The organism is Pseudomonas sp. Z1-12 (assembly GCF_051132015.1).
Classification (GTDB): Bacteria; Pseudomonadota; Gammaproteobacteria; order Pseudomonadales; family Pseudomonadaceae; genus Aquipseudomonas; species Aquipseudomonas zanjanensis.
Genome location: NZ_CP071647.1, coordinates 2,005,053 through 2,024,236, shown reverse-complemented (window position 1 = coordinate 2,024,236; position 19,184 = coordinate 2,005,053). Strand labels below are relative to the sequence as shown.

General features: G+C 62.5%; 12 protein-coding genes. 6 read left to right on the top strand and 6 right to left on the bottom strand.

The genetic code is table 11. The annotated features are described in order from the left end of the window. Nucleotides 1–195: 195 nt before the first annotated feature. The 4 genes from ligA to J3P85_RS08965 form a co-directional block, all read right to left on the bottom strand. On the bottom strand, nt 196–2,553 hold the full coding sequence (gene ligA / locus J3P85_RS08980; protein WP_434705529.1) for an NAD-dependent DNA ligase LigA: 2,358 nt from the start codon (nt 2,551–2,553) through the stop codon (nt 196–198). Nucleotides 2,554–2,706: 153 nt separating this feature from the next. Next, entirely contained in the window at nt 2,707–3,552 is an 846-nt protein-coding gene (zipA, locus tag J3P85_RS08975; protein ID WP_186705260.1) for a cell division protein ZipA, read from the bottom strand. Between the two features lie 258 nt (nt 3,553–3,810). Next, the gene (gene smc / locus J3P85_RS08970; RefSeq protein WP_434705527.1) at nt 3,811–7,299 is read right to left on the bottom strand and encodes a chromosome segregation protein SMC; all 3,489 of its coding nucleotides are present in this window, start codon (nt 7,297–7,299) and stop codon (nt 3,811–3,813) included. Between the two features lies 1 nt (nt 7,300). Beyond that, a complete protein-coding gene (locus tag J3P85_RS08965; RefSeq protein ID WP_434705526.1) occupies nt 7,301–7,960 on the bottom strand; it encodes a GntR family transcriptional regulator in 660 nt (219 codons plus the stop codon). Between the two features lie 368 nt (nt 7,961–8,328). Here J3P85_RS08965 and xdhA point away from each other — a divergent pair, with 368 nt between their 5' ends. The 4 genes from xdhA to guaD all read left to right on the top strand — a co-directional run bounded on the left by xdhA (nt 8,329) and on the right by guaD (nt 14,493). Then, nucleotides 8,329–9,783, top strand: a complete 1,455-nt coding sequence (gene xdhA / locus J3P85_RS08960; protein ID WP_434705524.1) for a xanthine dehydrogenase small subunit — start codon at nt 8,329–8,331, stop codon at nt 9,781–9,783. Then, nucleotides 9,776–12,175, top strand: a complete 2,400-nt coding sequence (gene xdhB, locus J3P85_RS08955) for a xanthine dehydrogenase molybdopterin binding subunit (protein ID WP_434705523.1) — start codon at nt 9,776–9,778, stop codon at nt 12,173–12,175. The genes xdhA and xdhB overlap by 8 nt, the downstream gene beginning before the upstream one ends. Before the next feature lie 156 nt (nt 12,176–12,331). Next, a complete protein-coding gene (gene xdhC, locus J3P85_RS08950) occupies nt 12,332–13,168 on the top strand; it encodes a xanthine dehydrogenase accessory protein XdhC (protein WP_186705265.1) in 837 nt (278 codons plus the stop codon). A gap of 20 nt (nt 13,169–13,188) precedes the next feature. After that, nucleotides 13,189–14,493: a guanine deaminase gene (gene guaD, locus J3P85_RS08945; RefSeq protein ID WP_434705522.1), complete on the top strand. Its 1,305-nt coding sequence runs from the start codon at nt 13,189–13,191 to the stop codon at nt 14,491–14,493. A 123-nt stretch (nt 14,494–14,616) separates the two neighbouring features. Here guaD and J3P85_RS08940 read toward each other — a convergent pair whose 3' ends face one another. Then, nucleotides 14,617–15,381: a GntR family transcriptional regulator gene (locus J3P85_RS08940; protein ID WP_003183531.1), complete on the bottom strand. Its 765-nt coding sequence runs from the start codon at nt 15,379–15,381 to the stop codon at nt 14,617–14,619. Nucleotides 15,382–15,749: 368 nt separating this feature from the next. Between J3P85_RS08940 and J3P85_RS08935 the strand changes: the two genes are divergently transcribed. Next, nucleotides 15,750–16,940, top strand: coding sequence for a benzoate/H(+) symporter BenE family transporter (locus J3P85_RS08935; RefSeq protein ID WP_434705521.1), 1,191 nt, complete (start codon nt 15,750–15,752; stop codon nt 16,938–16,940). Between the two features lie 157 nt (nt 16,941–17,097). Here the strand turns inward: J3P85_RS08935 and J3P85_RS08930 are convergent, their stop codons facing one another. After that, entirely contained in the window at nt 17,098–17,442 is a 345-nt protein-coding gene (locus J3P85_RS08930; RefSeq protein ID WP_186705268.1) for a YggL family protein, read from the bottom strand. Between the two features lie 233 nt (nt 17,443–17,675). Between J3P85_RS08930 and dacB the strand changes: the two genes are divergently transcribed. Beyond that, the gene (dacB, locus tag J3P85_RS08925; RefSeq protein ID WP_434705520.1) at nt 17,676–19,142 is read left to right on the top strand and encodes a D-alanyl-D-alanine carboxypeptidase/D-alanyl-D-alanine endopeptidase; all 1,467 of its coding nucleotides are present in this window, start codon (nt 17,676–17,678) and stop codon (nt 19,140–19,142) included. Nucleotides 19,143–19,184 lie beyond the last annotated feature (42 nt).

Here is a 19,184-nt window from a genome sequence, read left to right as displayed (position 1 = left end):
ACCTTACGCTCATGATCGTTCCAAAACGCTGGGTCATAACACCATGAACCGTGGCGAGGGAGCTTGCTCCCGCTCGGCGGCGCAGCCGTCGCAAAACCGGCTCATGCGGTCTACCAGGAGGATTGCGTCGCCCCGATTGGGGTGGCTGCGCCACCCAGCGGGAGCAAGCTCCCTCGCCACAAAAGCCTAGCCCCCTCAGAGGGCGATGCCATGCCGTGTCAGGAAATCGACAAAGGCTTGTTCGTCGAGCACCTTGAGACCCAGCTCATTGGCCTTGGTCAACTTCGAACCAGCACCCGGCCCGGCCACCACGCAGTGGGTTTTCGCCGACACAGACCCTGCGACCTTCGCCCCCAGGCTCTCCAACTTATCCTTGGCGACGTCACGGCTCATCAGTTCCAGCGAACCGGTCAGCACCCAGGTGTGACCCGCCTCGGGCAAGCCTTCGACGACCTTCTTCTCGCTCTGCCAGTGCATGCCAAAGTCGCGCAACTGCTGTTCCGCCGCTTCGGCCTGCTGACGGTTGGCGGCGATGGCAAAGAACTCGCGCACGGCATTGGCCTGTTTTTCCGGCAGGGCCTGGCGCATGTCCAGCCAGTCGGCGTTCATCACCGCGTCGAGCGAGCCGAACTTGTCCGCCAGCTTCTGCGCCCCGCCCGGCCCCACCGAGGGAATGTGCAACTTGTCGAGAAAGCCGCCCAGGGTGGTGCTGGCGGAGAACTCGGCGCCCAACTCGCCCTGGTCCTGGATCTCCAGGCCATGACGCAACAGGTCCTTGATCACCTGGCGGTTGTGCGGGTCTTCGAAGAAGCTGTGGATCTCGTGGGCGACTTCCAGGCCGACATCTGGCAAGTACGTGAGCACCTGGGGCAACGCCGCCTGCACGCGCTCCAGCGAACCGAGGGAGCGGGCCAGGACCTTGGCGGTCTCCTCGCCCACGTCCGGGATGCCCAGGGCATAGATGAAACGTGCCAGGCTCGGCTGCTTGCTGTCGACGATGGCGGCCAGCAGGTTCTTGCTCGACAGTTCGGCGAAGCCTTCCAGGTCGACCACCTGCTCGAAGGTCAGCGCATACAGATCGGCAGGCGATCCCACCAGGCCCTCATCCACCAGTTGCTCGACGCTTTTCTCGCCCAAGCCTTCGATGTCCATGGCCCGACGCGAGACGAAATGGATGATCGCCTGCTTGAGCTGCGCACCACAGGCCAGGCGACCGACGCAGCGGTACACCGCGCCTTCGCTGACGGTCTCGCGGCCCTTGCTGCGCTTGATCAGCTGCGTGCGCTCGACGTGGGAGCCGCAGACCGGGCATTGCTGGGGCACTTCCACCGGGCGGGCGTTTTCCGGACGGCGCTCGGTGACGACCTGCACCACCTGCGGGATCACGTCCCCGGCACGGCGGATGATCACCGTATCGCCGATCATCACGCCCAGGCGCGCCACTTCGTCCATGTTGTGCAGCGTGGCGTTGGCCACGGTTACGCCGGCGACTTTCACCGGTTTGAGACGGGCCACCGGAGTCACCGCGCCGGTACGGCCGACCTGGAACTCGACGTCCAGCAACTCGGTGAGCTCTTCGGTGGCGGGAAACTTGTGGGCAATGGCCCAGCGCGGTTCCCGGGCACGGAAACCCAGCTCGCGCTGGGAAGCGATGCTGTTGACCTTGAACACGACACCGTCGATCTCATAGGGCAACGCGTTGCGGCGCTCGCCGATGTCACGGTAGTAATCCAGGCATTCGTCGACGCCGTGGGCCAGCTTCAACTCACGGCTGATGGGCATGCCCCACGCCTTGAGTTGCTTGAGGTTGCCAATATGGGTGTCGGCGATGTCCGCCGTCACCTGGCCAATGCCGTAGCAACAGAACTCCAGAGGACGGTTGGCCGTGATCCTGGAGTCAAGCTGACGCAGGCTGCCGGCCGCCGCGTTGCGCGGGTTGGCAAACGTCTTGCCGCCCGCCTCCAACTGCGTGGCGTTCAGGCGCTCGAAGCCGGCCTTGGACATGTACACCTCGCCGCGCACTTCCAGCAGCGGCGGCCAGCCACTGCCCTGCAGCTTGAGGGGAATGTTGCGCACGGTGCGTACGTTGACGCTGATGTCCTCGCCCGTGGTGCCGTCACCGCGGGTGGCGCCGCGCACCAGCATGCCGTCCTGGTACAACAGGCTGACCGCCAGGCCATCGAGCTTCGGTTCGCAGCTGTACTCCACTGCCGCGCCACCGCCCAGCAAATCGCCCATGGGCAGGTCGAGGCCTTCCGTCACCCGGCGGTCGAATTCGCGCAGGGTAGTTTCGTCGAAAGCGTTGCCCAGGCTGAGCATCGGGATCTCGTGACGCACCTGGCTGAACGCCGACAGCGCCACGCTGCCGACCCGCTGGGTCGGGGAATCGCTGGTGACAAGTGAAGGGTGCTGCTCTTCCAGGGCCTTGAGCTCGTGGAACAGACGGTCGTACTCGGCGTCCGGGATGCTGGGTTCGTCGAGGACGTGGTAGCGGTAGTTGTGCTGGTCCAGCTCGGTGCGCAGCTCTAGGATGCGGGTTTCGACGGCGTTCATGGGTGTTCTCTCATAAAGCAAAAGAGCAGCCTGGGCTGCTCATTCTTTTTAAACCTTTTGGGGGGCTTCGCCCCCAGCGGGAGCAAGCTCCCTCGCCACAAAAGCTCTCCTGCCACAAAAAGCTCTCTGGTCAGGGAGAGCCTGTGTCATTGATCAGCGCTTCTGGGTCAGCGCCCGGCGCTCGAATTCGACGATGCGCTGGCGGTAGTGCTCGATGGTCTGGGCGGTCAGCACGCTGCGCTGGTCATCCTTCAGTTCGCCGTTGAGCTCCTGGGACAACTTGCGAGCGGCGGCCACCATCACGTCGAATGCCTGCTTGGGATGACGCGGGCCCGGCAGGCCAAGGAAGAAGCTCACCGCCGGCGTGCTGAAATGATCGATGTCGTCGAGGTCGAACACGCCAGGCTTGACCGCGTTGGCCATGGAGAACAGCACCTCGCCGTTACCGGCCATGCTTTCGTGACGGTGGAAAATGTCCATTTCGCCAAAACGCAGGCCGCTTTCGAGGATGTTCTGTAGCAACGCCGGGCCCTTGAAGCCGGCCGGGTCGCGGCAGATCACGCTGATCACCAGCACTTCTTCAGCCTGGGCCTGGTCCTTGTCGGCGCTCGGGGCCTTGTTTTCGTCCGGGAAGTCGCCGTCGCGACTGCTGAAGCTCGGCCCGCCATCCAGGTCGAGGTTCAGGTTCAAATCACCCTGGGACGGCTCGCTGTTGCGCTTGCCACGCTTGGAACCCGACTCCCGTGGCTCACGGGCAGGCGCGCTCATCGACGGCAAGTCATGCTCGTCCAGCTGCGGCTCCTTGTGGGCGTCCAGCACCCGCGGCGGACCCAGCAGCTCGGCGCTATCATCCTCATCGGGCAGGTTCGACAGGCTGCGATCCAGGCGAAACTTCAGTTTCCCCTTGCCGCCGCGCATGCGACGCCAGCCGTCGAAAAGAATACCGGCAATAACAATGATGCCGATGACGATCAGCCACTCGCGCAGACCGATTTCCATGTAATCCCGTGCCTCTATAAAAATGCTGAAAAATAAGGGGCTTAGCTATTTGCAAACCGCTTTAAAACGTGGCGCCAACTCTATGTTCTGAATGGCGTTTTGCCCACGCATACGAAAAATTGACATTAAACTAGCACGACCAAAGATAACTTTACACCGTCTGTCGCATAGGCTTGTGCCCAATCTGTGAATTGAACATCAGCCCCAAGGGTAAAAAATACCTACGGCGTTCGAAGTTGAAGCCCTACAAGCCGTTGTTCAGGCATCCACCATGGCCATGGCCTCCTCCACATCCACGGCCACCAGTCGCGAACAGCCCGGCTCGTGCATCGTCACCCCCATCAACTGATCGGCCATTTCCATGGCGATCTTGTTGTGGGTGATGTAGATGAACTGCACCGTTTCAGACATTTCTTTCACCAGCCGTGCGTAACGGCCTACGTTGGCGTCGTCCAGCGGCGCGTCGACCTCGTCGAGCATGCAGAACGGCGCCGGGTTCAATTTGAAGATGGCAAAGACCAGGGCCAGCGCGGTCAGCGCCTTTTCGCCACCGGAGAGCAAATGGATGGTGCTGTTCTTCTTGCCTGGAGGACGCGCCATGATTGTCACCCCTGTATCGAGTAAATCTTCGCCCGTCAGTTCCAAGTAGGCGCTGCCGCCACCGAAAACTTTTGGAAAAAGGGCCTGCAAACCGCCGTTGATCTGATCAAAGGTATCCTTGAAGCGGTTACGGGTTTCCTTGTCGATCTTGCGGATGACGTTTTCCAGGGTTTCCAGCGCCTCCACCAGGTCGTCGTTCTGGGCGTCCAGGTAGCGCTTGCGCTCGGACTGCTGCTGGTACTCGTCGATGGCCGCCAGGTTGATGGCCCCCAGGCGCTGGATGCGCTGGGCAATGCGCTCCAATTCCTCCTCGGCATCCTTCTCGTTCGCCCCGGCCGCCAGGGTAGCGAGCACGCCGTCGAGGTCATAGCCGTCTTCCAGCAACTGGTCCTGCAAGGCTTTGCGCCGCACCGTCAAGGCTTGCCATTCCATGCGCTGCTGTTCCATCTGGCCACGGATCAGTTGCGATTGCTGCTCGGCCTGGCTGCGGCGCTTTTCGGCGTCGCGCAGTTCACGGTCGGCGTCCTCCAAGGCGATTTGCGCGGTCTTGAGTTCCTCGTCGACACTCATGCGCTTGTCGAGCAACTCTTCGAGCTTGAGGCGCAGTTCTTCCAACGGCGCTTCGCCCTCCTCCAGATTGAGGCTCAACTGCTCGCGCTTTTCGGTCAGGCGCTCGGACTGCATTTCCAGCCGTTCCAAGGCCTGGCGCGTGGAATCGTGCTGGGCTCTGAGCGAGCCCAGGCGCACCGCCAATTGATGGGCGTGGTCCTTGTGCTGGCGCGCTTCCTGGCGCACCCGGTCCAGGCGCTCGCGCAAGCTGTCACGCTGGGCCAGCAACAGCTCGCGCTGCTCGGTGTCCAGCGCCATGGCATCGAGGGCTTCTTGCAGTTGCAAACGCGCTTCGCCGAGCTGTTCGTGCTCTAACGCCCGCTGCTCACCCAGCTCGGCGATTTCTTCTTCCAGGCGGGTGCGGCGCAGCGCCAGTTGTTCAACCTTGGCCTTGCCGGCCGACAACTGCGCCTTGAGCTCGCCTTGCTGGCGCGCTTCATCCTGCAACAGCCGCCGCAGGTGTTCGCGGCCGTTTTCCTGTTGACGCTGTTGCGCCCGCAGGTTTTGCAATTCGGTTTCCAGGGCTTCGACGCTGGCTTCGCGCTCTTCGCGCTCGGCGCCCAGGCGCTGGATTTCCTGGCCGCGGGCGAGCATGCCGCTCTCGGCTTCGCTGGCCCGGCGCACCCGCAGGAAATGCCGGCCAACCCAATACCCGTCACGACTGATCAAGCTTTCGCCGGCTGCCAATTGTCCACGCAGGGCCAAGGCCTGCTCAAGGCTGTCCACTGGCTTGACCTGCCCGAGCCAGGGCGACAGGTCGACCTGGGCCTCGACCTTATCGAGCAAGCTGCCGGGAATTCGCACGCCATCGCCGGCCGGGCTGAGCAGACGCAGATCGCCTTGAGTAAAGCCCGACAGGTCGAAGCCAGCGAAATCATCCACCAGCACCGCTTGCAGGTCGGCGCCGAGCACGGTTTCCACCGCCAATTCCCAGCCAGCATCGACCTTCAGGCCCTCGGCCAGTCGTGGACGCTCGGCCAACTGCTGGTCGCGCAGCCATTCAGCCGTACCCGTGCCCGGGTCCAACGCCGCTTGCTGCAAGGCCTCCAGCGAGGCCAGCCGCCCATTGAGCCGCTGCAATTCGCCCTGGGCCTGTTGCTGGTTCTGCAAGGCCAGTTGCAAAGCCTGGCGCAGTTGTTCAAGGCGCTCGACCTGGGCATCTTCGCTGGCCTGCAAGTCTTCGAGGGTGGCTTCGCTGGTCGCCAGTTGCTCGCTCAGCTCCAGTATCGCGGCGTCTTCCGGATCCGCGGCGAGCAAGGCGCGCTCTTCGGACAGGCGGCGCTGACGTTCGGCCAGGCGCTCCATGCTGGTTTCCAACTGCTGGATGCGCGACTGCTGGACTTCTGCCTGGCGCCGCGGCTCGGCCGACGTCAGGTTGAAACTGTCCCACTGCTCTTGCCAGCCATGCATGGTCAGCTCGGCTTCTTCCAGGGCTGCGGCGGCCTCTTCGGCGGCGGCGCTGGTGATTTCCTGCTCCGGCGTCAGCCTGTCCAGCTCTTCGCCGAGGGTCAACAGCAGCGTGCGGTCATGACCCAGGTGCGATTCGGTTTCCAGACGCGCCCGTTCGGCTTCTTTCAAATCATCCTGCAACTGCCGCAGCCGCTGCTGACCATGCTGGATGCTCTGCTCGACCCGAGCGATGTCGCCCCCCACGGAATAGAAGCGCCCTTGCACCAGATTAAAGCGCTCGGACAGGTCATGGTGGCCGTCGCGCAGGCGCTCGATGGCCGCGTCAGCGTTGCGCTGCTCGGCCACCAGGGCTTCGAAGCTGACTTCCTGGTTGCCGATGATCGCTTCGCGCTGGCCGACCTGCTCGTTCAGCGCCTGCCAGCGCAAAGCCGACAGTTGGGCCTTGAGCTGGCGCTCCTCGCCCTTGTATTCCTGGTACTTCTTCGCGGCCTCGGCCTGACGGTGCAGACGCTCGAGCTGGCGTTCGAGTTCTTCGCGCAGGTCGGTCAGGCGCGCCAGGTTTTCGTGGGTGCGACGAATGCGGTTTTCGGTCTCGCGCCGGCGCTCCTTGTATTTGGAGATGCCGGCGGCTTCTTCGATGAAGTTGCGCAGGTCTTCGGGCTTGGCCTCGATCAGCTTGGAGATCATCCCCTGCTCGATGATCGAGTAGCTGCGCGGGCCCAGGCCGGTGCCGAGGAAAATATCGGTGATGTCGCGACGTCGGCACTTGGCGCCGTTGAGGAAATAGCTGTTCTGGCTGTCGCGGGTCACTTTGCGACGAATGGAGATTTCCGCATAGGCCGCGTACTCGCCCACCAGGGTGCCGTCGGAGTTATCGAACACCAGCTCGATGCTGGCCTGGCTCACCGGCTTGCGACTGGTGGAGCCGTTGAAGATGACGTCGGTCATCGACTCGCCGCGCAGGTTCTTGGCCGAGCTTTCGCCCATCACCCAGCGCACGGCGTCGATGATATTCGACTTGCCGCAACCATTGGGCCCGACCACCGCCGCCATGTTACTGGGGAAGTTCACCGTGGTCGGGTCGACGAAGGATTTGAACCCCGCCAACTTGATGCACTTGAGCCGCACGTCAGGCCGCCGTCAGGGCAGAAACCACCAGATCGCAACTGCGCTGGGCGTAGGCCGTGAGCACGATGCGGATCTGCGGCAAATCACGGGCCAGCACCGCGGCGAGCAGGCGCTGGAAGAGATCGAGGAATTCGCTCATTTCCGCCTTGCGCTGGTCCAGGGCCAGGAAATAGGCACGGCTCATGGCCGGTTGCAGGTTCTCGACGGTTTCCTGCAAATACGGATTGTTGGCAAAGGGATAGGCGGCGCGCATCACGCTGAAGCTTTCATCGACGAAGGTGCGGATGTCCTGGCGCCCGTAGGCGTCGTTGAGACGCTGCTGGATCGCGACGAACGGCGCCATGTCGGCCTGTTCTTTCCAGCCATGGGCCACGGCGTTGCCCAGCAGGATGTACAACTCGCTCATCAGCGCGCAGAGGCTGCGCACCTTGTGCTCGGTGAGTTCGGTGACGTGGGCGCCACGGCGCGGCAGGATCGCGATCAAATGGCGTCGCTCCAGGATCAGCAAGGCCTCGCGGACCGAGCCGCGGCTGACGTTGAGCGCCAGCGTGACCTTCTGCTCCTGGATGCGCTCTCCCGGTTTCATTTCGCCGCGAATGATGCGTTCGGCGAGGTGATGGGCGATTTGCTCGGCGAGGCTGTCCGGGGCCTTGAACGTCATGGTTGTCCTTCAATCTCTTCGATTTGCACAAGCGGCGCAGTGTAGCGCACTCGGTACGTCATGGCGCAGGGCCTGCAGCGGGTTTTTGGCACGATATAAGCAAAAAAGTCGAGACGTTTGCTCTGAGACAAAACCTGTGGAGCGAGCTTGCTCGCGATAGCGCTCTGTCAGCTTGCATCCATACTGAATGTACCGCCGTCATCGCGAGCAGCTCGGCTCCCACAGGGTTCCACCGTGTCCATAAAGCGTTGTTCATCGACCAGATGGATTTTCTTGACCCTTAAGTCAGAAAATCGTTGACCGAAAAGTCAGACCTGATAAATTCAGGCCCACGTCGAAACAACAATAATGAGTCTGCGAGGCCTTCCGTGATCCAGTTTTTACTCAACCAGGAACTCCGTAGCGAGCACGCCCTGGACCCGAACCTGACCGTGCTCAACTATTTGCGCGAACACGTTGGTAAACCAGGCACCAAAGAAGGCTGCGCCAGCGGCGACTGTGGCGCGTGTACCGTGGTGGTGGGCGAATTGGAAACGGACGCCAATGGCCGCGAACGCATTCGCTACCGCAGCCTCAACGCGTGCCTGACCTTCGTCTCTTCCCTGCACGGCAAGCAACTGATCAGCGTCGAGGACCTCAAGCACCAGGGCCAACTGCACAGCGTCCAGCAAGCGATGGTCGACTGCCACGGTTCGCAATGCGGTTTCTGCACACCGGGCTTCGTCATGTCGCTGTTCGCCCTGCAGAAGAACAGCGAGCAAGCCGACGCCCACCAGGCCCACGAAGCCCTGGCCGGCAACCTGTGCCGTTGCACCGGCTATCGGCCGATCCTTGCCGCCGCCGAGCAGGCCTGCTGCGGCAAGCAGCCGGACCAGTTCGACGCCCGCGAGGCCGAGACCATCGCCCGCCTCAAAGCCATCGCCCCCACCGAGACCGGTGAACTCAACAGCGGCGACAAACGCTGCCTGGTGCCGCTGACCGTGGCCGACCTGGCCGATCTCTACGACGCCTATCCCCAGGCACGCCTGCTGGCCGGCGGTACGGACCTGGCCCTGGAAGTCACGCAATTTCATCGCACCCTGCCGGTGATGATCTACGTGGGCAACGTCGCCGAACTCAAGCGCATCGAGCGTTTCGACGACCGCCTGGAGATCGGCGCCGCCACCGCCCTCTCCGATTGCTACGAGGCCCTGAAAGCCGAATACCCGGACTTCGGCGAACTGTTGCAACGCTTCGCCTCGCTGCAGATCCGCAACCAGGGCACCTTGGGCGGCAACATCGGCAACGCCTCGCCTATTGGTGACTCGCCGCCCCTGTTGATCGCCCTCGGCGCGCAAATCGTGCTGTGCAAAGGCCAGGCCCGCCGCACCCTGGCCCTGGAAGACTACTTCATCGACTACCGGGTCACCGCCCGCCAGGAAAGCGAATTCATCGAAAAGATCATCGTGCCGCTGGCCAATGCCGAACAGGCGTTCCGTGCCTACAAGGTGTCCAAGCGCCTGGACGATGATATTTCCGCCGTGTGCGCGGCGTTCAACCTGCGCATCGACAACGGTGTGGTTCGCGATGCCCGCGTGGCCTTCGGTGGCATGGCCGCCACACCGAAACGTGCCAAGCATTGTGAAGCCGCCTTGATCGGCGCGCCGTGGACCGACAGCACCGTCGAACGCGCCTGCGCCGTCCTGGCCGAGGACTTCACGCCGCTGTCGGACTTCCGCGCCAGCAAGGAATACCGCCTGCTCAGCGCCCGCAACCTGTTGCGCAAATACTTCATCGAACTGCAAACGCCGCACATCGAGACTCGGGTGACCGCTTATGTCTAACCATCACGCCGTAGAGAAGACCCAAGCCGAACTGGCCGAGCTGTTCGCCCGCGACCTCACCACTGGCGTGGGCCGTAGCGTCAAGCACGACAGCGCCGCCAAGCACGTGTCCGGCGAGGCGCAGTACATCGATGATCGCCTGGAATTCCCGAACCAGTTGCACGTCTATGCCCGACTGTCGGACCGCGCCCACGCCCGGATCATCCGCATCGATACCGCGCCGTGCTACGCCTTTGACGGCGTGCGCATCGCCATCACCCATGCAGACATTCCAGGCCTGAAGGACATTGGCCCGCTGCTGCCCGGCGATCCGTTGCTGGCCATCGATGATGTGCAGTTCGTCGGCCAACCGGTGCTGGCTGTTGCGGCCAAGGACCTTGAGACCGCACGCAAGGCAGCGATGGCCGCCATCATCGAATACGAAGACCTGGAGCCGGTGCTGGACGTGGTCGAGGCCCTGCGCAAGCGGCACTTCGTGCTGGACAGCCACACCCACCAGCGCGGCGATTCGGCCACGGCACTGGCGAGCGCCGAGCATCGCATCCAGGGCTCGCTGCACATCGGCGGCCAGGAACATTTTTACCTGGAAACCCAGATTTCCTCGGTGATGCCCACCGAAGACGGCGGCATGATCGTCTATTGCTCGACCCAGAACCCCACCGAAGTGCAGAAACTGGTGGCCGAAGTACTCGGCGTGTCGATGAACAAAGTCGTGGTGGACATGCGTCGCATGGGCGGCGGCTTTGGTGGCAAGGAAACCCAGGCCGCCAGCCCGGCGTGCCTGTGCGCCGTCATCGCGCACCTCACCGGGCAGCCGACCAAGATGCGCCTGCCCCGGGTCGAAGACATGCTGATGACCGGCAAGCGCCACCCCTTCTACATCGAATACGACGTCGGCTTCGACAGCCGCGGGCGCTTGCACGGCATCGCCCTGGAACTGGCCGGCAACTGCGGTTGCTCGCCGGACCTGTCGGCCTCCATCGTCGACCGGGCGATGTTCCACGCCGACAACGCCTACTACTTGGGCGATGCGACCATCAACGGCCATCGCTGCAAGACCAACACAGCGTCGAACACCGCCTACCGGGGGTTCGGCGGGCCGCAGGGCATGGTCGCCATCGAAGAAGTGATGGACGCCATCGCCCGGCACCTGGGGCTCGATCCGCTGGCGGTGCGCAAGGCCAACTACTACGGCAAGACCGAACGCAACGTCACCCATTACTACCAGACCGTCGAGCACAACATGCTCGAGGAAATGACCGCCGAGCTTGAAGAAAGCAGCCAGTACGCCGAACGCCGTGAAGCGATCCGTCGCTACAACGCAGGCAGCCCGATCCTCAAGAAGGGCCTGGCGCTGACACCGGTCAAGTTCGGCATTTCGTTCACCGCCAGTTTCCTCAACCAGGCCGGCGCCTTGATCCACGTCTACACCGACGGCAGCATCCACCTCAACCACGGCGGCACCGAGATGGGCCAGGGCTTGAACACCAAGGTTGCCCAAGTGGTGGCCGAGGTGTTCCAGGTGGAAATGGACCGCGTGCAGATCACCGCGACCAACACCGACAAGGTGCCGAACACCTCGCCCACCGCCGCTTCCAGTGGCGCTGACCTGAACGGCAAGGCGGCGCAGAATGCCGCCGAAATCATCAAGCAGCGCCTGGTGGAATTTGCCGCGCGGCACTACAAGGTCAGTGAAGAGGATGTGGAATTCCACAACGGCCATGTGCGGGTGCGCGATCACATCCTGACCTTCGAAGCGTTGGTGCAGCAGGCGTATTTCGCCCAGGTCTCACTGTCCAGCACCGGCTTCTACAAGACCCCGAAAATCTACTACGACCGCAGCCAGGCCCGTGGCCGGCCGTTCTACTACTACGCCTATGGCGCCGCGTGTGCCGAGGTGATCGTCGACACCCTCACCGGCGAGTACAAGATGCTGCGCACCGACATCCTCCACGATGTCGGCGCCTCGCTGAACCCAGCCATCGACATCGGCCAGGTCGAAGGCGGTTTCATCCAGGGCATGGGCTGGCTGACCATGGAAGAGCTGGTGTGGAATGACAAGGGCAAGCTGATGACCAATGGCCCGGCCAGCTACAAGATCCCCGCAGTGGCGGACATGCCACTGGACCTGCGGGTCAAGCTGGTGGAAAACCGCAAGAACCCTGAAGACACGGTGTTCCATTCCAAGGCCGTGGGTGAGCCGCCGTTCATGCTCGGCATCGCCGCGTGGTGCGCCATCAAGGACGCCGTGGCGAGCCTGGGGGATTACCGGCAGCAACCGAACATCGATGCCCCGGCGACGCCGGAGCGGGTGTTGTGGGGGTGTGAGCAGATGCGTGGGTTGAAGGCGGTCAAGGCTGAGAAAGCTGAAGCCGAAGTGGCTTCGCTCTAGGACCGCGGCGCGGCTATCGCGAGCAAGCTCGGCTCCCACAAGGGATCTTAGCAAGCTCGGCTTCCACCTGGGATCTCAGGGTTAACAAGATTCCTGTGGGAGCTGAGCTTGCTCGCGATGAGGCCGCCACAGACAACAAAGATGTCGAGGTGAACTATGTACAACTGGATCAGCGCCCTCGCCGACCTGCAAACCCGCGGCGAACCCTGCGTGCTGGTGACGATCATCGAAGAGCTCGGCTCCACCCCGCGCAACGCCGGTTCGAAGATGGTCATCAGCGCCAGCCAGACGTTCGACACCATCGGTGGCGGGCACCTGGAATACAAGGCCATGGAGATCGCCCGGCAAATGCTCGCCAGCGGCCAGCAGAACACCCACCTGGAGCGCTTCAGCCTTGGTGCGAGCCTGGGCCAGTGCTGCGGTGGCGTCACCGTATTGCTGTTCGAACCCATGGGCCAGGTCCAGGCGCAGATCGCCGTGTTCGGCGCCGGCCATGTCGGCCGCGCCCTGGTGCCGCTACTGGCGAGCCTGCCCTGCAAGGTGCGCTGGATCGACTCGCGAGAAGCGGAGTTCCCCGAACACTTGCCCCATGGCGTGCGCAAGATCGTGGCCGAAGAGCCATTGGATGAAGTCGATGAATTGCCCGCCGGCAGCTACTGCATCGTCATGACCCACAACCATCAGCTCGACCTGGAACTGAGCGCCGCGATCCTCAAGCGCAACGACTTTGCCTACTTCGGCCTGATCGGTTCGAAGACCAAGCGCGTCAAGTTCGAACATCGCCTGCGTGATCGTGGTTTTGACAGCAGCACTTTGCAACGCATGCGTTGCCCGATGGGCATCGGCGAAGTCAAAGGCAAGTTGCCTGTGGAAATCGCCATCTCCATCGCCGGCGAAATCATCGCCACCTATAACGCGGATTTCGGCCAGCACACCTCGCGCGCCGAACCCATTGCCAAGTTGCTGCCAGCTTCGCGCCGCAGCCAGCGTTAATTCTTTTATCGAGACAGACCATGCCCCTGACACGCAAAGCCTACCGCGCCGCCCTGCTCCACAGCCTCGCCGATCCGGCCGACGTGGGTATCGAAGCGTCCTATGAATATTTCGAAGACGGCCTGCTGGTGGTGGAAAACGGCCAGATCAGCGCCATCGGCCACGCCCATGACCTGTTGCCGACCCTGGCGGCAGACATCGACATCGCCCATTACCCGGACGCACTGATCACGCCAGGCTTGATCGACACCCACATCCATTTGCCGCAAACCGGCATGGTCGGCGCCTATGGCGAGCAATTGCTGGATTGGCTCAACACCTACACGTTCCCCTGCGAAAGCCAGTTCGCCGACAAGGCCCACGCCGATGCGGTAGCGGATATTTTCGTCAAGGAGTTGCTGCGCAACGGCACCACCACCGCGCTGGTGTTCGGCAGCGTGCACCCACAATCGGTGAATTCGTTTTTTGAAGTAGCCGAAAAACTTGATCTGCGGATGATCGCCGGCAAAGTGATGATGGACCGCAACGCCCCGGACTACCTGGTCGACACCGCCGAATCCAGCTACACCGAGAGCAAGGCGCTGATCGAGCGCTGGCACGGCAAGGGCCGGTTGCACTACGCCGTGACGCCGCGCTTCGCTCCCACCAGCACCCCGGAACAACTGACCCTGGCCGGTCAATTGCTGGGGGAATACCCCGACTTGTACATGCAGACCCACATCAGCGAGAACCTGCAGGAAGTGCAGTGGGTCAAGGAGCTGTTCCCGGAGCGCAAGGGCTACCTGGACGTCTACGATCACTACCAACTGCTTGGCGAGCGTTCGGTGTTCGCCCATGGCGTGCATTTATGTGATGACGAATGCGCGCGGCTGGCCGAGGCCGGCTCGGCCATCGCTTTCTGCCCGACCTCGAACTTTTTCCTAGGCAGCGGCCTGTTCAACCTGCCAATGGCCGAGAAGCACAAGGTGAACGTCGGGTTGGGCACGGACGTGGGTGGCGGCACCAGTTTTTCGCTGCTCCACACCCTGAACGAAGCCTACAAGGTGATGCAGCTGCAGGGCGCGCGGCTGAGCCCGTTCAAGTCGCTGTACCTGGCCACCCTCGGCGGCGCGCGGGCCCTGCGCCTGGAGGACAAGATCGGCACGTTGCAACCGGGGACGGACGCGGACTTCCTGGTGCTGGACTACAACGCCACGCCGCTGCTGAGCTATCGCCTCAAGCAGGCCAAGGACATTGCCGAACGGTTGTTCGTGTTGATGACGCTGGGGGATGATCGGACGGTGGCGCAGACTTATGCGGCCGGCAGGTTGGTGCATCAGCGCTAGGTTGTATTGCCTGCCAGGACGCTATCGCGAGCAAGCTCGCTCCCACAGTGGATTTGTGGTGTACACATACCCCCTGTGGGAGCGAGCTTGCTCGCGATCGGCGGTATGACTGACTCAAATCCCTCAGAGCTTGGCCGTCGACCGCCCCGGCTTCTTGCTCTGCAACAGATGCGAGAACACCGCGTGCAAGTCATCCGACGCGCTTTCTTCGTCGAGGTTGAGCTTGCTGTCGATGTGGTCCATGTGATGCATCATCAGGTCCACAGCCAGCGTGGCATCGCGGGCCTCGATGGCGTCGATCAACTGGGTGTGTTCGTCGTAGGAGCAATGGGAACGGTTGCCGCTTTCGTACTGGGCGATGATCAACGAGGTCTGGGACACGAGGCTGCGCTGGAAACTGATCAGCGGGGCATTCTTCGCCGCTTCGGCCAGCTTGAGGTGGAACTCGCCCGACAAACGGATGCCGGCGCCACGGTCGCCCCGGGAAAAACTGTCGCGCTCGTCGCTGACCATCTGCCGCAGCTCAGCCAGTTGTTCGGCCGTGGCGTGCTGCACCGCCAGTTCGGTGATCGCCCTTTCCACCAGGCGCCGGGCCATGAACACCTGGCGGGCCTCTTCGACACTCGGGCTCGCCACCACGGCACCACGATTGGGCCGCAGCAACACCACGCCTTCGTGGGCCAGGCGGGACAAGGCCCGGCGGATGATCGTGCGGCTGACTCCGAAAATCTCCCCCAGCGCCTCTTCGCTCAATTTGGTCCCGGGCGCCAGGCGTTGTTCGAGGATGGCCTCGAAGATGTGCGCATAGACAATATCGTCCTGGGTTCCGCTGCGGCCGGCTTTACCAGCTCGCGGTTGTTTCTTGAGGGGCTGCAACTGTTCGTTCATGGGCACTCGAGTCGGGAGAACTGCGGCGAATTGACCGTGACTGTAATACGGCACAGCGGGTCGCTGGCAAGTATCGCGTAAAAAACAGCTCGATTGTACACAACCTCTGATGGCAACACGACTGTACGGCTGTTTGCGGGCATGGCTGTATTGCAATCGATGATGGGGTTGAGTTTAGGCTTAAACCTCGGTTTTGTGGCGAGGGAGCTTGCTCCCGCTGGATTGCGAAGCAATCCCCCCGCATTCGTTCAGATCTCCAACAGGATGCATGACGACCGCTCCGCGGCCGAGCGGGAGCAAGCTCCCTCGCCACAAAAGCAATGGCTCGCCCGAGTCCAGACAATCTACAACAAGGACCACCGCCCACCATGACCGAAGTCACGACCACGCCACTTCGTCCATTGGCCGACACCTCGCCTTCGGCCATCGTCGCCGGGTTCATCGCGATGATGACCGGCTACACCAGTTCCCTGGTGCTGATGTTCCAGGCCGGACAGGCGGCGGGGCTGAGCAGCGGGCAGATTTCCTCGTGGATCTGGGCGATCTCCATCGGCATGGCGGTGTGCTCCATCGGGCTGTCGCTGCGCTATCGCACGCCGATCACCATCGCCTGGTCGACACCCGGCGCCGCGCTGCTGATCACCAGCCTGGGCGGCGTGAGTTATGGCGAGGCCATCGGCGCCTATATAACCTGCGCGGTGCTGGTGACGATCTGCGGCCTGACCGGCAGTTTCGAGCGCCTGGTCAAGCGCATTCCGGCCTCGCTGGCGGCGGCTCTGCTAGCGGGGATTCTGTTCAAGATCGGCAGCGAGATCTTCGTCGCCACCCAGCATCGCACCGGCCTGGTGCTGGGGATGTTCTTCACTTACCTGATCGTCAAGCGCCTGTCGCCGCGCTACGCGGTGCTCGCGGCGCTGCTGATCGGCACAGCGCTTTCCGGCCTGCTGGGGTTGCTGGACTTCAGCGGCTTTGCCCTGGAAGTCGCGACGCCGGTCTGGACCACGCCGCACTTTTCCTTGGCAGCCACCATCAGCATCGGCATTCCGCTGTTCGTGGTGGCGATGACCTCGCAGAACATGCCCGGCATCGCCGTGTTGCGGGCCGACGGCTACAACGTGCCGGCTTCGCCGCTGATCACCAGCACCGGCATCGCCTCGCTGCTGCTGGCACCGTTCGGCTCCCATGGCATCAACCTGGCGGCCATCAGCGCGGCCATCTGCACCGGGCCCCACGCCCACGAAGATCGCAACAAGCGCTACACGGCGGCGGTCTGGTGCGGGATTTTCTACGGAATTGCCGGGGTGTTCGGCGCGACGCTGGCGGCGTTGTTCGCGGCGCTGCCCAAGGAACTGGTGCTGTCCATCGCGGCCCTGGCGCTGTTCGGCTCGATCATCAATGGCCTGAGCATCGCCATGAGCGAAGTGAAGGAGCGGGAAGCGGCGCTGATCACCTTCATGGTCACGGCGTCGGGGCTGACGCTGTTCTCCATCGGTTCGGCGTTCTGGGGGATTGTGGCGGGGGTGTTGACCTTACTGATCCTGAACTGGCGCAACAATTGAAAGCATCGCGAGCAAGCTCGCTCCCACAGGGGACGTGTATCGTTCACATCACCCTGTGGGAGCGAGCTTGCTCGCGATAGCGGCCTGAAGGGCAACAGCGACCCAACAGACAGACACAAAAAAACCGGCACCCAAAAGGGCTGCCGGTTTCTGACCATCAAGCGACCGGATTGATCGGCTTTTCCGGGTACCACACGTCCAGCAACGGGCTGACTTCAACGCTGGTCAGCTCAGGACGGGCCTTGAGCCAGGCTTCAACGGCAGCGCGCTGCTCTTCGGTGACCGAGCCACGCTTCTGCAGGCAAACCAGACCGTAGTCGTCACCGCCGACGTAGCCCAGGCCATTGGCTTCCATGGCTTCTTTCAGGAACGCGTCGAGGAAAGCGTCAATAGCCTCATCGGCCAGATCTTCTTTGAAATCCAGGTTCAGTTCGAAACCCAGCTCTTGAAATTCATCCACGCACAGCTTTTTGCGCAGACGCTGGGAACGGTTAGTCGCCATTGGAACAATCCTCATAAGTAATAACGGCCGGCACTTTACCAGTTTGGTGCGTCGATTGCCCGACTCATCGGGCAAGTCCGTTAACCGTTGGTAAAAAAATACCGCTTCGCTGGGCTTGGGCACGGCACATGCCGTTGCGCCTTGGGGCATAATGCCGACACTTTCATGACCGTTGAGGACGTTCATTTTCATGTCCTCGTATTTTCCCCCTCGCCTGTAGGGTTTTATTTCAAATGATCAAATCTTTGCGTCCATTGCTTCTGGCCAGCCTTCTTCTTCCCCTGGCCCTCCCTGTCACCGCCCACGCTGCCACGATCAACACCGCCCTGTCGCCCAACGTACAAAAGGCCCTCAAGGCCAGCAAACTGCAGAACGACGCCCTGTCCCTGGTGCTGGTGCCGCTCAACGGCCCCGGCACGCCGACCCTGTACAACGCCGATGTTTCGGTCAATCCGGCGTCCACCATGAAACTGGTGACCACCTATGCGGCCCTGGAGATGCTCGGCCCCAATCATCAGTGGAAAACCGAGTTCTACACCGACGGCACCCTGAGCGGCGGGATCCTCAACGGCAACTTGTACCTCAAGGGCGGCGGCGATCCCAAGCTGAACATGGAAAAACTCTGGCTGCTGATGCGCGATCTGCGGGCCAACGGCGTCCAGCAGGTCACCGGTGACCTGGTGCTGGACCGCAGTTTCTTCATCCAGCCGCAACTGCCCGAGTTCAACGACGACGGCAACGACGAAAACAAACCCTTCCTGGTCAAGCCCGACTCGCTGCTGGTCAACCTCAAGGCCCTGCGCTTCGTCGCTCGCAATGATGGCGGCCGGGTGCTGGTGTCGGTTGAGCCACCGATTGCCAGCATTCGCATCGAAAACGTGGTCAAGGCCGTTAATGGCAAGCAATGTGCCGGCGGCGTTCGCTACAACCCCGTCGCCCAGGCCGATGGCAGCATGACCGTCACTGTCAGCGGCCAACTCGGTGAAGGTTGCAGCTCCCAAACCTACCTGTCGCTGCTCGATCACGCCACCTACACCGCCGGCGCGGTGCGGGCCATCTGGAAGGAATTGGGCGGCAGCATCCAGGGCCAGGACCGCCTGGCCACGACCCCGAGCAACGCCAAGGTATTGGCCCGGGCGTTCTCCCCGGACCTGGCGGAGATCATCCGCGACATCAATAAATACAGTAACAACACCATGGCCCAGCAACTGTTCCTGAGCCTGGGCGCACAATTTCGCAATGAAGCCGACGGTGACGACGCGAAGGCTGCGCAACGGGTGGTACGCCAGTGGCTGGCGAAGAAAGGCATCACCGCACCGCACCTGGTGATGGAGAACGGCTCCGGCCTGTCCCGCGCCGAACGGGTCAGCGCGCGGGAAATGGCTGCGATGCTGCAAGCCGCCTGGCGCAGCCCGTATTCGGCGGAGTTCATCAGTTCGATGCCGATTGCCGGCACCGACGGCACCATGCGCAAACGCTTGAAGACCACCGCCATGGCCGGCGAAGCCCACGTCAAGACCGGGACCCTGAACACCGTCCGCGCCATCGCTGGCTACAGCCGCGACATCAACGGCAACACTTGGGCAGTGGTGGCGATCCTCAACGATCCAAAGCCATGGGGCGCTTCGTCGGTGCTGGACCAGGTGCTGCTGGACCTGTACCGCCAACCGAAACTGCCACAGACGGCTTCGGTGCTCTAACCCAGCACATACCCAATGTGGGAGCGAGCTTGCTCGCGATAG